This is a genomic window from Streptomyces sp. CNS606 (assembly GCF_000426325.1).
This window is the reverse complement of the sequence record NZ_KE384521.1, coordinates 69,033-82,645: the sequence shown is the minus strand read 5'-3', so window position 1 is coordinate 82,645 and position 13,613 is coordinate 69,033. Positions and strand designations below refer to the sequence as shown.

The 13,613-nt window shown below is 75.6% G+C and carries 10 protein-coding genes and 1 riboswitch; of the genes, 5 read left to right on the top strand and 5 right to left on the bottom strand.

All coding sequences use genetic code 11. The features are described 5' to 3' along the window. Positions 1-64 precede the first annotated feature (64 nt). The 3 genes from cbiE to K304_RS30405 all read left to right on the top strand — a co-directional run bounded on the left by cbiE (position 65) and on the right by K304_RS30405 (position 2,427). Positions 65-1,297, top strand: a complete 1,233-nt coding sequence (cbiE, locus tag K304_RS0121000) for a precorrin-6y C5,15-methyltransferase (decarboxylating) subunit CbiE (protein WP_199779671.1) — start codon at positions 65-67, stop codon at positions 1,295-1,297. Then, positions 1,294-2,133: a precorrin-4 C(11)-methyltransferase gene (gene cobM / locus K304_RS30410; RefSeq protein ID WP_078529475.1), complete on the top strand. Its 840-nt coding sequence runs from the start codon at positions 1,294-1,296 to the stop codon at positions 2,131-2,133. Before cbiE ends, cobM begins: the two co-directional genes overlap by 4 nt. Positions 2,134-2,229: 96 nt before the next feature. Next, on the top strand, positions 2,230-2,427 hold the full coding sequence (locus K304_RS30405; RefSeq protein ID WP_037791429.1) for a hypothetical protein: 198 nt from the start codon (positions 2,230-2,232) through the stop codon (positions 2,425-2,427). A gap of 142 nt (positions 2,428-2,569) precedes the next feature. Here the strand turns inward: K304_RS30405 and K304_RS0120985 are convergent, their stop codons facing one another. After that, positions 2,570-3,679 carry a cobalt-precorrin-5B (C(1))-methyltransferase gene (locus K304_RS0120985; RefSeq protein WP_486591765.1) on the bottom strand — a complete coding sequence of 370 codons (1,110 nt, stop codon included), beginning with the start codon at positions 3,677-3,679 and terminating at the stop codon, positions 2,570-2,572. 26 nt (positions 3,680-3,705) lie between these two features. On the opposite strand from K304_RS0120985, the gene K304_RS0120980 reads away from it, so the two are divergent. Further along, a complete protein-coding gene (locus K304_RS0120980) occupies positions 3,706-4,467 on the top strand; it encodes a cobalt-precorrin-6A reductase (protein WP_027765319.1) in 762 nt (253 codons plus the stop codon). 108 nt (positions 4,468-4,575) lie between these two features. On the opposite strand, the gene K304_RS0120975 is transcribed toward K304_RS0120980, so the two are convergent. Genes K304_RS0120975 through cobG form a run of 3 tightly spaced genes read right to left on the bottom strand, consistent with a single transcriptional unit; the run spans position 4,576 to position 8,283 of the window. Further along, entirely contained in the window at positions 4,576-6,153 is a 1,578-nt protein-coding gene (locus tag K304_RS0120975; protein ID WP_051308677.1) for a precorrin-2 C(20)-methyltransferase, read from the bottom strand. Beyond that, complete coding sequence (locus K304_RS0120970; protein ID WP_051308789.1) at positions 6,150-6,818, bottom strand: precorrin-8X methylmutase; 669 nt, start codon at positions 6,816-6,818, stop codon at positions 6,150-6,152. Before K304_RS0120970 ends, K304_RS0120975 begins: the two co-directional genes overlap by 4 nt. Positions 6,819-6,873: 55 nt before the next feature. Continuing rightward, positions 6,874-8,283, bottom strand: a complete 1,410-nt coding sequence (gene cobG, locus K304_RS0120965; RefSeq protein WP_486591764.1) for a precorrin-3B synthase — start codon at positions 8,281-8,283, stop codon at positions 6,874-6,876. A gap of 72 nt (positions 8,284-8,355) precedes the next feature. Then, a riboswitch (cobalamin riboswitch) is annotated at positions 8,356-8,507 on the top strand. A 35-nt stretch (positions 8,508-8,542) separates the two neighbouring features. Here cobG and cobN point away from each other — a divergent pair. Then, positions 8,543-12,226 (top strand): cobaltochelatase subunit CobN, encoded by a 3,684-nt coding sequence (cobN, locus tag K304_RS0120960; protein WP_078529473.1) that lies wholly within the window; start codon positions 8,543-8,545, stop codon positions 12,224-12,226. Positions 12,227-12,380: 154 nt separating this feature from the next. Here cobN and K304_RS31835 read toward each other — a convergent pair whose 3' ends face one another. Then, positions 12,381-13,421: a GAF domain-containing protein gene (locus K304_RS31835; protein WP_051308676.1), complete on the bottom strand. Its 1,041-nt coding sequence runs from the start codon at positions 13,419-13,421 to the stop codon at positions 12,381-12,383. Between the last annotated feature and the right edge of the window lie 192 nt (positions 13,422-13,613).

Here is a 13,613-nt window from a genome sequence, read left to right as displayed (position 1 = left end):
GGGGGCGGGCGGGGCTAGAGTCGGCCGTCGTGGCTGGTCGTCGGCGGGAGAGCTGTCCGTGGGTGTGACCGTCGTCGGGATCGGGGCCGACGGGTGGGGCGGGTTGCCCGAGGCGTCGCGGACGGCGCTCCGGGAGGCCGAGGCGGTCCTCGGCGGCGTGCGGCAACTGGAGTTGCTGCCCGCGGAGTGCCGCGGCGAGCGGGTGGCGTGGCCGTCGCCGTTGCGGCCCGCGGTGCCGCGGCTGCTCGCTGCGTACGCCGGGCGCCGGCTCGCCGTGCTGGCCAGCGGCGACCCCTTCCACTACGGCGTCGGCCGGGCGCTGGCCGAGGAGGCCGGACCGGGCGGGCTGCGGGTGCTGCCGCACCCGTCGTCGGTGTCGTACGCGTGCGCGCGGCTCGGCTGGCCCCTGGAGGACACCGAAGTGGTGAGCGCCGTGGGCCGGCCCCTCGCACGGCTGGCCGTCGCCCTGCATCCCGGGCGCCGCCTGCTCGTGCTCGGCTCGGGGGCCGGCACCCCCGTCGAGGTCGCGGCGCTGCTGCGGGAACGCGGCTACGGCCCCAGCCGGGTGCGCGTGCTGGAGCAGCTCGGCGGCGCCGGTGAGGCCAACCGTGACGGCACCGCGGACGACTGGCCGCACCCGCCGGGCGATCCGTTGAACGTCGTCGCCGTGGAGTGCCGCCGCGCGCCGGGTGCGCTGCCGCTCGGTGCGGTGCCCGGGCTCCCCGACGAGGCGTACGAGCACGACGGCCAGCTGACGAAACGCCACGTCCGCGCCGCGACGCTGGCCGCGCTGGCACCCGCCCCCGGTGAACTGCTGTGGGACGTGGGCGGAGGTTCCGGTTCCGTCGGGGTGGAGTGGATGCGCGCCCACCCGTCCTGCCGTGCCGTCGCCGTGGAGCACGACCCGCTGCGGGCCGAGCGCATCACCCGCAACGCGCACACGCTCGGCGTCCCCGCCCTGCGGGTGGTGTCCGGCGCCGCGCCGGAGGCGCTGGCCGGACTGCCCGCGCCGGACGCGGTGTTCGTCGGCGGCGGGCTGACCGCGCCCGGGCTGCTCGACGCCTGCTGGGACGCCCTGCCGCCCGGCGGCCGTCTCGTCGCCAACACCGTCACCCTCGAGTCCGAGGCGCTGCTCGCCGAGCGCCGCCGCCGGCACGGCGGGGAACTGGTGCGGCTCGCGGTCGCGCACGCCGTCCCGCTGGGCTCGTTCACCGGCTGGCGGCAGGCCATGCCCGTCACCCAGTGGGCGGTACGCAAGCCGCTCACGTCCGACTCCCCCTCCGGAGCGCAGAGTTGACCGTCCACTTCATCGGCGCCGGTCCCGGCGCCGCCGACCTGATCACGCTGCGCGGCGCCCGTACCCTCGCCGCCTGCGACGTCTGCCTGTACGCCGGCAGCCTGGTGCCGCGCGAACTGCTCGACGCGTGCCCGCCGCACGCCCGGCTGGTGGACACCGCACAGCTCGACCTGGACGAGATCACCGCGGAGTTCGTCCGCGCGCACGAGGCCGGGCACGACGTGGCACGTCTCCACTCGGGTGATCCGTCCGTGTTCAGCGCCGTCGCGGAACAGATGCGCCGCCTGGACGCCGTGGGCGTCCCGTACGAGGTGGTGCCCGGTGTGCCCGCGTTCGCCGCGGCGGCCGCGGCGCTGCGGCGGGAGCTGACGGTGCCGACGGTCGGTCAGACCGTGATCCTCACCCGTGTCGCGCAGCGCGCCACCGCCATGCCGGAGGGAGAGGACCTGGCGACACTCGGTCGCAGCGGCGCCCTGCTGGTGCTCCACCTCGCAGCGGCGTACGCCGACCGCGTGGTGGAGGAGCTGCTGCCGCACTACGGCGCGGACTGCCCTGCCGCCGTGGTCGCCCTGGCCAGCCGCCCGGACGAGGTGATCCTGCGCGGCACCCTCGCCGACATCGCGGACCAGGTACGGGAGGCCGGGGTGCGCCGCACCGCCGTCATCCTCGTCGGCCGCACCCTGGCAGCGGAGAACTTCCCCGACAGCCACCTGTATTCACCCGCTCGCGCGCGGCACGCGTGCGCGCCGGAGGGTGGCGCGGGACGGCCGGGGGGCCGTGCGGGAGGGCCGGAGGCCGGTGCTGACGGGCCGCCACCACGGATGGACGCCGGCTGATGACCCGTCCGGAGGCGCAAAACGGGCACCTGCTTCTGCGGGCTGCGTGAATGTTCGTGCGAAGACATTCCGCTTCGCCCGTACAAGGAGGTTCTGATGTCCGTTCGTACCGTTGCCGCTGCTGCGGCCCTCGCCGCCACCGCCCTGTTCGCCGGTGCCGGCACCGCCGCCGCCTGCGCGAACGGCGGCCCGGAAGAGGTCGAGGTCACCGTGGCCTGCAACCAGTGGCTGGAGCAGGAGGAGGGCATCAACACCTCCTTCGCCGGGCCGGTCTGCATCGACTTCGGCGACTGACACGGGCCGACTGCGGTTGAGCGGTCGTCCTCAGCATGCGTGGCCGTCCGGGCTTACCGGGCGGCCACGCCGCTGTGTGCGGGGCCCGGATCGCACCGGACGCTCGGCGGACGCCCGGCGCCTCGGCGGACCGCCCGGCGCCTCAGCGGACCGCGCTGCGGCCCACCACGGTGCCGGCCCGGTCGATGCACACCACGTCCACCGCCACCGGCGCGCCGCGCAGCACCTGCAGCGCCTGGTCACGGGCCGCGACCGCGACCAGGTCGCCCAGCGGAACGCCCGCCGCCGCGCACAGCTGCAGCGCCGCCAGGCCCGTGTTCGCCGAGGCCACCTCGGCGGCCAGGGCCTCCCCGGCACCGCCCTCGCGGGCCAGCGCCGCCAGGAACCCCTTGTCGACCTGCGAACGCCCCGAGTGCAGGTCCAGGTGACCCGCCGCCAGCTTCGACAGCTTGGCGAAGCCGCCGCAGACCGTCAGCCGCTCCACCGGGTGCCGTCGCACGTACTTCAGGACCGCACCCGCGAAGTCGCCCATGTCCAGCAGCGCGTCCTCCGGCAGCCCGTACTCCGCGACCACGGTCCGCTCCGACGTGGAGCCGGTGCACCCGGCGAGGTGGGTACGCCCGGCCGCGCGGGCGACGTCCACCCCGCGCCGGATCGAGTCGATCCAGGCGGAGCACGAGTACGGCACCACGATCCCGGTCGTCCCGAGGACGGACAGGCCGCCGAGGATGCCCAGGCGCGGGTTCCACGTCGAGCGGGCGATCTCCTCGCCGTGGTCGACGGACAGGGTGAGCTCCACGTCCCCGCCGCCGCCGTGCGCGGCCGCGACCCGCGCCACGTGGTCCCGCATCATCTGCCGCGGCACGGGGTTCACCGCCGGTTCGCCCACCTCCAGCGGCAGGCCCGGCCGGGTGACCGTGCCGACGCCGGGCCCGGCGCGGAAGACGACGCCGGAGCCGGCGGGCAGCGGCCGTACGGTGGCGCGGACCAGCGCGCCGTGCGTGACGTCCGGGTCGTCGCCGGCGTCCTTCACCACCCCGGCGGTGGCCCATCCGTCGCCGGCCTCCTCCACGGCGAGGGCGAACGACGGAGTCTGCCCCTTGGGGAGGGTGATGGTCACCGGGTCCGGGAACTCGCCGGTCAGCAGCGCCGTGTACGCGGCCGTGGCGGACGCCGTCGCGCAGGCGCCGGTCGTCCAGCCGGGGCGGAGACCGGTGTGCTTCAGTTGGGCGTCCCGCCCGCCCTCACTCACGGCGTCACCCACGAGAGGAGCCCCGCGTGCACGTGCTGATCCTGGGCGGCACGACCGAGGCCCGCCGCCTCGCCGAACTGCTGGCGGACCGGACGGTCTGGCCCGGGCTGCGGGTGACCTCGTCGCTGGCGGGCCGGGTACGGCGGCCGGTGCCGCCGCCGGGCGAGGTGCGCGTCGGGGGCTTCGGCGGCGCGGAGGGCATGGCGCGGTGGCTGCGGGAAAAACGGGTCGACGCGCTCATCGATGCCACCCATCCCTTCGCCGGCACCATCGGCTTCCATGCGGCCCGGGCGGCCGCCACCACCCATGTTCCCCTGCTGGCGGTGCGCCGGCCCGGCTGGGCCCCGGGTCCCGGGGACGACTGGCACCCGGCCGCCGACCTCCCGGCCGCCGCCGCGCTGCTGCCCGCGCTGGGCCGGCGCGTCTTCCTCACCACGGGACGCATGGGTCTGGCCGCTTTCGCGGGGGTCCGCGACGCCTGGTTCCTGGTGCGTACCGTCGACCCGCCTGCGGGGGCGTGCCCCCCGGACGCGGAGGTGCTCCTGGACCGCGGCCCCTTCAGCCTGGCGGGGGAGCGCGAGCTGTTGCGGCGGCACCGGGTGGAGGTGCTGGTCACCAAGGACAGCGGCGGCTCCGCCACCGCCCCCAAGCTGGCCGCCGCCCGGGAGGCGGGCGTCCCGGTGATCCTCGTGCGCCGCCCGCCCGCCCCGGAGGAGGTCGCCGAGGTGTCCACCCCCGCCGCCGCGGCGGCATGGCTGCGCACCACCCTCCGGGGCGGGGGTGGGTGAGGGGGCGGGCGGTTGGGGTGTGCGGCACCGCCTTCCGCAGCGGCCCCGCAGCCCGCAGCCCGCGGCCCGCGGCCTGCGGCCTGCGGCCTGCGACCGGCCACCGGGCTCTCAGCCCTCCGGGTACCGCCGAGGGGTCCAGACGACCTGGTGACCGGTGCCGTCGCCCCTGCCCTCACCGATCCCCTCCCCGCGCGTGGCGACGCGGGTCTGGGAGGAGCCGACGATGAGCAGGGTGCGCATGTCCACCGTGGCCGGGTCGAGGTCGGCGAGGCGGACGACGCGGACGCGTTCGCCCTCCCCGCCCACGTCGCGGGCGACGACCACCGGGGTGTCCGGCGCACGGTGCTCCAGCAGCAGTTCGCGGGCCTTGCCGACCTGCCAGGTGCGGCTGCGCGAGCCGGGGTTGTACAGCGCCAGCACGAGGTCGGCGGCGGCCGCGGCGTGCAGCCGCCGGGCGACGACCTCCCACGGCTTGAGCCGGTCGGACAGGGAGAGCGCCGCGTAGTCGTGCCCCAGCGGCGCGCCCGCGCGCGCGGCGGCCGCGCTGGCGGCGGTCAGGCCGGGCAGTACCCGCACCGGCACGTCGCGGTAGGGCTCCTCCGCCGCGGCCTCCAGCACGGCGGTGGCCATGGCGAAGACGCCCGGGTCGCCGCCGGACACCACCGCCACCCGGCGCCCGCGCCGGGCCAGGTCGAGGGCGAACTCGGCGCGTTCCGCCTCCACCTTGTTGTCCGAGCCGTGGCGGAGCTGACCCGGCCGGACGGGTACCCGGTCCAGGTAGGTGGTGTAGCCGACCAGGTCGTCGGCCGCCGCGAGGGCGCCGCGGGTCTCCGGGGTGAGCCATGAGGGACCGGCCGGGCCGGTGCCGACGACCACCACCTCGCCGTCTCCGGCGGCGCGTTCGGGCCGCGGGGCGTCCACCCGGCTGGGCAGTACGGCCAGGGAGAAGTAGGGCACCGTGCCGGCGTCGGTGCCGGCCAGCCGCCCGGTGCGTTCGCCGGGCATGGTCGCCCGCTCGACGTACAGGGCCTCGTCCAGCCGGCCGGAGCGTTCCACCGCGCGGCGCACGTGCGGGAAGGTGCGGCCGAGCTTCATCACCGCCGCCGCGTCGGTGGCGGCGAGCCGTGCCGTCAGCTCTTCCTCCGGCAGCGTGCCGGGCAGGATCGTCAGCACCTCCTCGCCCTCGACCAGCGGGGTCCCCAGGCGGGCCGCCGCCGCGCTGACCGAGGTGACGCCCGGGATGACCTCGGTCGGGTAGCGGTGGGCGAGCCGCTTGTGCATGTGCATGTAGGAGCCGTAGAAGAACGGGTCGCCCTCCGCGAGCACGGCGACCGTCAGCCCCGCGTCCAGGTGTGCGGCGAGGCGTGCGGCGGCCTCGGTGTAGAAGTCGTCGAGGGCGCCGCGGTATCCGCCGGGATGGTCGGTCCCCTCCGTCGTGACGGGGTAGACCAGCGCCTCCTCGACGTGGTCCTCCCGGATGTGCCGCGCGGCGATGGAACGCGCGATGGAACGGCCGTGGCGGGCGCTGTGGTAGGCGACCACGTCGGCGGCGGCGAGGGCTTCGACGGCGCGCATCGTCATCAACGACGGGTCGCCGGGGCCGAGTCCGACGCCGTACAGCCGTCCCGTACCGGCGGCGGGGTGACCGGTCGCGGAGCAACCGGGGGCGGGGTTGGGGGCGTTCACTCTTCCTCGCTCGCGATCGCGTTGAGCGCGGCCGCGGCGAGCGCGCTGCCGCCGCGCCTGCCGCGTACCACCAGGTGTTCCAGGCCGGCCGGGTGTGCGGCGAGGGCGTCCTTCGACTCGGCCGCGCCGACGAAACCGACCGGCACCCCGATGACGGCGGCGGGGTGCGGGGCTCCCGCGTCGATCATCTCCAGCAGCCGGAACAGCGCCGTCGGCGCGTTGCCGACGGCGACGACGCCGCCGTCCAGCCGGTCGCCCCACAGGTCCATCGCGGCGGCGCTGCGGGTGGTGCCCAGCCGCGCGGCCAGCTCCGGCACGGACGGGTCGGACAGCGTGCACACCACGTCGTTGCCGGCGGGCAGCCGTTTGCGGGTCACGCCGCTGGCCACCATCTGCACGTCGCACAGGACGGGCGCACCGGCACGGAGCGCCGTGCGGGCCCGCGCGACGGCCTCGGGGGAGAAGGCGAGGTCGCGGACGAGGTCGACCATGCCGCAGGCGTGGATCATGCGCACCGCGACCTGCGCCACGTCCGGGGGGAGCCCGTCGAGGTCCGCCTCCGCCCGGATGGTGGCGAAGGACTGCCGGTAGATGGCGGCGCCGTCCTTCTCGTACGCGTAGGCGCCTGCGTGGCCCGCGCCACGGTGGTCGTCGGTCCGGTGCATGGGGGTGGCCCCGCCCCTCTCGGTGGTCCCGGTCGTCTGGTCGCCGCTCATCCGGTCACCCGTCGGCGGTGGTGGTGCGTGCCGCTGCGGCGGCGGTGAGCGCGGCGGCGAACTCCCCGGTGTCGTCCGTGGCGGGCACGGACACCTCGTAGCGGCCGTCGCCGGTGGCGACGGCGTCCACGTGCGGGCCCTTCGGACGTCCGCAGCGACGGGGGCAGCCCGACAGGTACACCGGCAGCGGCGGCCGGGAGTCGTGGGCGGCGGCCGCGGCGAGGGCGTCCGCGCGGACGTCGGACAGCGACGCCGCGCAGCCCGGGCGTCCCGCGCAGGCACCGAGGCCGAACCACGGCGAGGCGGCCGAGGTGACCAGGCCGGCCGCTCCGGTCTCCGCCGACGCGGCGGCCGCCGAAGCCGACGCGAGTCCCGGCACGACGACGCCGCGCCACGGGGTGACGCGGAGTACGCCGCTGCCCCGGGTGAGCGCCAGGTCGGCGAGCAGGCGCGCCTGGTCGGACGTGAGGGTTCCCAGTGGCGCGGTCACGCACAGGACGGCATGCCCGCCCCCGGGCGCCACGACCACGCCGGGCGCGGGTCCCGCCCCTTCGACGTGCGCGCCCGGGGTTGCGCGGCCCGCCCCGGCGGCGTCGCGCACGCGTGGGGCGCCGGCGTCGTGCCCGCCACCGGTGGCGGGGCCCGCGCCCGGTACGGGGGACGGCCGTCCGAAACGGGTGCGCAGCGCCTCGGTGACGGCGGCGGCCGTGTCCGGGGCGTCGGAGAAGCGCCAGGCGCCGGTGCCGAGGGCGAGGAAGGTCTGTGCGGCGTACAGCGCGGCGCCCGGAGCGTCCGCCGCCGGGACGGTGACCGCCGCGCCGGAGGTGCCGACCCGGACCACGGCCGTGGCGGACGCGTCCGCCGGGCCGTCGGCACCCGGCGCGGGCGTCGCCGCCGTCACCGTCACGTCGGCACCCAGCGCGGCGACGTCGCCGCGGCCGTCGTCGAAGGCGAAGAGGAAGCGCCCGGAAAGACCGGCTGCCCCCGGGTCGGCGCACAGCAGGCGGTCCAACTCGCGGACCCACGGCCGGACGTCGGCGTGCCCGCGGGCGTCCAGGCCGGACAGCGGGGTGGCCACCACGTTGCGCACCCGTTCGTGCGCGGCGGAGGGCAGCAGTCCCGCCTCCCGCAGCCGGGCGGCGAGTTCGGCGCCGCAGCCGGCGGCGAGTCCGCGGAGCTGGACGTTGCCACGCGAGGTGAGGTGGAGGGCGCCGTCGCCGAGACGGTCCGCCGTGTCGGCGAGCAGGTGTGCCTGGGCGGCGGTGAGCGCACCGCCGGGCACCCGTACCCGTGCCAGGGCGCCGTCGTCCGCGGCGTGCAGCCGCAGCGCGCCCGGGCAGGCGTCGTCGCGGCCCCGGACGGGGGCCGTGACGGGGGCAGGGCTCGCTGAGGTGCGGCCACGGGGCGTCGGCATCGCGGCGAGCATACAGACGGAAGGCGCCCGGACCGTATGCCCCGGATCACGGCTCGGAGCACCTGCGTTGCGCTTACGATGCTGGTCGGCGGGTCGTACGCCCGTCATCGCCGTTGACGGCGACAGGGGAGGAAGCCCGGTGCGATTCCGGCGCGGTCCCGCCACTGTGAGTCCGGTGCCAAGGAACCGGACGAGCCAGGAACTCCCGCCGTCCGACACCGCCCGGGGCGTGGACACCCCGAGGAAGGCTTCACGTCGCATGCCGCTTTCGCCCGCGGAACGAGACCCGCAGCCCGCCGACTCCCCCGGATCCGCACCCGACTCCTCCGGCTCCCCGGCCGTCCTGCTGCTGTCGACGTCAGACACCGACCTGCTCAGCGCCCGCGCGGCCGGCGGTCCCGTGCGCTACCGCTTCGCCAACCCCTCCCGCCTGGACCTGGACGACCTGCCGGGGCTCCTGGACGGCACCGGCCTGGTCGTCGTCCGGCTGCTGGGCGGGCTGCGGGCCTGGGAGGACGGGCTGGACGCGCTGCTCGCCGGGGACCGGCCGGTGGTGGTGCTGACCGGTGAACAGGCCCCGGACGCCCAGCTGATGGCGGCGTCGACGGTGCCCGTCGGGATCGCCGCCGAGGCGCACCGCTACCTCGCGCACGGCGGTCCCGGCAACCTCGAGCAGCTCGCGCGGTTCCTGTCCGACACAGTGCTGCTCACCGGACACGGCTTCGAGCCGCCCGCCGCCGCGCCGACCTGGGGCCCGCTGGAACGCACGGCCCCCGCACCCGCCGACGGCGCCCCCACGGTCGCCGTCCTCTACTACCGGGCGCACCACATGAGCGGCAACACCGCCTTCGTGGAGGCGTTGTGCGCTGCGCTGGAGGAGGCGGGTGCCCGCGCGCTCCCCCTGTACGTGGCGTCCCTGCGTGCTCCCGAGCCGGAGCTGATCGACGCACTGCGCGCGGCCGACGCGATCGTCACCACCGTGCTGGCGGCGGGCGGCACCCGCCCCGCCGAGGCGTCGGCGGGCGGCGACGACGAGTCCTGGGACGCGGGCGCGCTCACCTCGCTGGACGTGCCGATCCTCCAGGCGCTGTGCCTGACGGGTTCGCGTGCCGCCTGGGAGGAGAACGACGAGGGGGTGTCCCCGCTGGACGCGGCCGGTCAGATCGCCGTGCCGGAGTTCGACGGGCGGCTGATCACCGTGCCGTTCTCCTTCAAGGAGATCGACCCGGACGGCCTGCCCGCCTACGTGCCCGACCGCGAACGGGCCGCCCGCGTCGCGGGGATCGCCCTCCGGCACGCCCGCCTGCGCCACCTGCCGCCCCCGGACAAGCGGATCGCCCTGGTGCTGTCCGCGTACCCGACGAAGCACTCCCGGATCGGCAACGCGGTCGGCCTGGACACGCCCGCCAGCGCCGTGACGCTGCTGCGCCGGCTGCGCGCCGAGGGTTACGACTTCGGCGACGCCGAGATCCCGGGGCTGGCATCCGGAGACGGCGACGAGCTGATCCGCGCCCTGATCGACGCGGGCGGCCACGATCAGGACTGGCTGACCGAGGAGCAGTTGGCCCGGAACCCGGTGCGCATCCCGGCCGCCGACTACCGGCGCTGGTTCGCCGAGCTGGACCCGGCGCTGCGGCAGGCCGTGGAGGAGCACTGGGGGCCGCCGCCGGGGGAGATGTTCGTCGACCGCAGCCGCAACGACGAGGGCGACATCGTGCTCGCCGCGCTGCGGTTCGGGAACCTGCTGGTGCTGATCCAGCCGCCGCGCGGCTTCGGGGAGAACCCGGTCGCGATCTACCACGACCCCGACCTGCCCCCGTCGCACCACTACCTGGCCGCGTACCGCTGGATCGCCGCCCCGGACGGGGAGGGGGGTTTCGGCGCGGACGCGATGATCCACCTGGGCAAGCACGGCAACCTGGAATGGCTGCCCGGCAAGAACGCCGGCCTGTCCGCGGGCTGCGCGCCCGACGCGGCGCTGGGCGACCTGCCGCTGGTGTACCCCTTCCTGGTCAACGACCCGGGCGAGGGCACGCAGGCCAAACGCCGGGTGCACGCCACGCTGATCGACCACCTGGTGCCGCCGATGGCCCGCGCCGACTCCTACGGCGACATCGCGCGACTGGAGCAACTCCTCGACGAGTACGCGCAGATCTCCGCGATGGACCCGGCCAAACTGCCCGCCATCCGCGCCCAGATCTGGACGCTGATCCAGGCCGCGAAGCTCGACCACGACCTGGGGATGGCGGACCGTCCGGACGACGACGGCTTCGACGACTTCCTGCTGCACGTGGACGGCTGGCTGTGCGAGGTGAAGGACGCGCAGATCCGCGACGGCCTGCACGTCCTGGGCGGCGCCCCGACCGGACCGGAGCGCGTCAACCTGGTGCTGGCGGTGCTGCGGGCCCGTCAGATCTGGGGTGGCACCTCCGCCCTCCCCGGTCTGCGCGAAGCACTCGGCCTGGACGAGGCCGCGGCGACCCGTACGGCAGCCGACGCGGCGGAGGAGCGGGCGCGGGCTCTGGTGCAGGCCATGGAGGACGCCGGCTGGGAACCGTCCGCGGTCTCCGAGGTGGCCGCGGGGGAGAACGAACAGGTGGCCCGCATCCTGGAGTTCGCCGCCCGCGAGGTGGTGCCCAGGCTGGCCGCCACGACGGACGAGATCGACCACGCGGTGCACGCGCTGGCCGGCGGGTTCGTGCCGGCCGGGCCGTCCGGCTCACCGCTGCGCGGGCTGGTCAACGTGCTGCCCACCGGCCGCAACTTCTACTCCGTGGACCCCAAGGCCGTGCCCTCGCGCCTCGCGTGGGAGACGGGGCAGGCGCTCGCTGACTCGCTGCTGGAGCGCTACCGCACCGACAACGGCGTCTGGCCGGCCTCCGTGGGTCTGTCGCTGTGGGGCACCAGCGCGATGCGCACCGCCGGGGACGACGTGGCCGAGGCGCTGGCGCTGCTGGGCGTACGGCCCGTGTGGGACGACGCGTCCCGCCGCGTCACCGGCCTGGAACCGGTGCCCCTTGAGGATCTGGGGCGCCCGCGCATCGACGTGACGCTGCGCATCTCGGGCTTCTTCCGGGACGCGTTCCCGCACACCGTCGGCCTGCTGGACGACGCCGTCCGGCTCGCCGCGTCCCTCGACGAGCCGGACCAGGACAACCACGTCCGCGCGCACACCCGCGCCGAGATCGCCGAGCACGGCGACGAACGCCGCGCCACCACCCGCATCTTCGGCTCACGACCGGGCACCTACGGCGCCGGCCTGCTCCAGCTGATCGACTCCCGCGACTGGCGCACCGACGCCGATCTGGCCGAGGTCTACACGGTGTGGGGCGGATACGCCTACGGCCGCGGGCTGGACGGAGCGCCGGCCCGGGAGGCGATGGAGAGCGCCTACCGGCGCATCGCGGTGGCGGCGAAGAACACCGACACCCGCGAGCACGACATCGCCGACTCGGACGACTACTTCCAGTACCACGGCGGCATGGTGGCCACCGTGCGCGCGCTGCGCGGCAGCGCGCCGGAGGCGTACATCGGGGACTCCACGCGTCCCGAGACCGTACGCACCCGCACCCTGGTGGAGGAGACCTCACGCGTCTTCCGCGCCCGCGTGGTCAACCCCCGCTGGATCGCGGCGATGCGCCGCCACGGGTACAAGGGCGCCTTCGAACTGGCCGCCACGGTCGACTACCTCTTCGGCTACGACGCCACCACGGGCGTGGTCGCCGACTGGATGTACGACAAACTGGCCGAAACCTACGTACTGGACCCGGAGAACCGGGAGTTCCTCCAGCAGGCCAACCCGTGGGCGCTGCACGGCATCGCGGAGCGGCTGCTGGAGGCCGAGTCGCGCGGCATGTGGGAGAAGCCGGACCCCGCCGCGGTCGCGGCGCTCCGGGAGGTGCTGCTCGAGGCCGAGGGCGACCTCGAGGGCGACGCCGACTGACCCCCGCCGCACCCGCCCGGCGCGGTCGAACGGTTCCGCGCCGGGCCCGCGGCCGGCCTGCCGTTCCCAGCCTCAGGCGTGGGGCCGTGCCTGGCCGGGGTGCGGGCCGTGCCTGGCCGGGGTGCGGGGCTCCGCCCCGCACCCGAGGACCGCCTTACCGGAGGTACATGCCGCTGGGGCCGCCGTGCTGCTGCGTCCACCCGTCGCCGGTGCCGAACTGCGCGAGCTGCTGCGTGAACTCGGCGGCGACCTGCTGCGGGTCCTCCGTCGCCGGGCGCGAGGTGATGTTCATCGCGACCGTGAGGATGCCACTGACCGGCGCGTTCGGGGAGAGGCGCACGGGAGTGCAGGTGAAGGAGTAGGTCTGCGGGGTGTCGGCGTCCCGCGTGATGAGGCGCGCCTCCGCCAGGGTGGTCGTCTGGCCGGTGCGGTACGCGTCGTCCATGGCCTTGAAGACGCCGACCGTGTCCAGGCCGGGCAGTACCGTACGGCCCTCGCTGAGGCGCTGGACGCGGCCGAACGCGTCGCCCTGGCGGCCGTTGGCGTAGCGCAGCACGTGCTTCGGGCCCTCGGTGAGCATGATGGGCCAGGGGGCGCCGTCGAAGACGGCGAACATCTCCTCCTGCTGGGTGAGCAGGCTGTCGCGCAGGCGGAACTCCGACAGCAGCGTCTCGGCGAGCTGCTGCATGCTCTCCTTCACGCCGCGGTCCCACTCGCGGGGCCGCATGTCGGCGACGCACACCGTGCCCAGGATGACGCCGGTGTGGTCGCGCAGCGGCGTACCGAGGTAGGCCCGCACGCCCATCTCGTTGACCAGCGGGTTGCCCTTGAAGCGGGGGTAGTCGAAGACGTCGTCGAGGGCGAGCTGTGCACCCTGCGCGACGACGTGCGGGCAGAAGCCGTAGTCGGTGGGGGCGGAGCGGGGGATGTCCGGGATGTCGCTGAGGTCGAAGGAGACGGCGCGGCGCTCCTGGCCGTCGTCGTCGCCGGACCGCGGGGCGTACATGCCGCGGAACATCTGCTGCTTGTCGTTGATGAAGTTGACCATGGCGAGCGGAGCCTGGGTCAGGCTTGCGGCGATCCGCGCCGTGCGGTCGAATTCGGCCTCGGGGTCGGGTGCGTTGAGGCCGAGGCGCTGCAGGCGTCGCCGACGCCGCTCGGCGTCATCAGGCTGATCGGGCGTCACGGGGTCCATGGCCGCCCATGAAACCAGAATATCGTCTTCCGCACCGCCCCCCGGGCAACATCGGGGACAAGCGGTGGCTGCTGCCGCAGGCACATGCCGGTATCAGTTGCCGTGTGGTCAATCTCTCAGGCTGTCCACAGTCCTGCGTGTTTAACCGACACCCGGTGACTTTGCGCCAGTTGGCTTCATGCCGATGGGCCT

What these genes read in the sequence shown, in the direction of transcription:
- K304_RS31835 (WP_051308676.1), bottom strand. Translation starts at nt 13,421, where the DNA reads ATGGACCCCGTGACGCCCGATCAGCCTGATGACGCCGAGCGGCGTCGG.
- cobG (WP_486591764.1), bottom strand. Translation starts at nt 8,283, where the DNA reads ATGCCGACGCCCCGTGGCCGCACCTCAGCGAGCCCTGCCCCCGTCACG.
- cobN (WP_078529473.1), top strand. Translation starts at nt 8,543, where the DNA reads ATGCCGCTTTCGCCCGCGGAACGAGACCCGCAGCCCGCCGACTCCCCC.
- K304_RS0120970 (WP_051308789.1), bottom strand. Translation starts at nt 6,818, where the DNA reads ATGCACCGGACCGACGACCACCGTGGCGCGGGCCACGCAGGCGCCTAC.
- K304_RS30405 (WP_037791429.1), top strand. Translation starts at nt 2,230, where the DNA reads ATGTCCGTTCGTACCGTTGCCGCTGCTGCGGCCCTCGCCGCCACCGCC.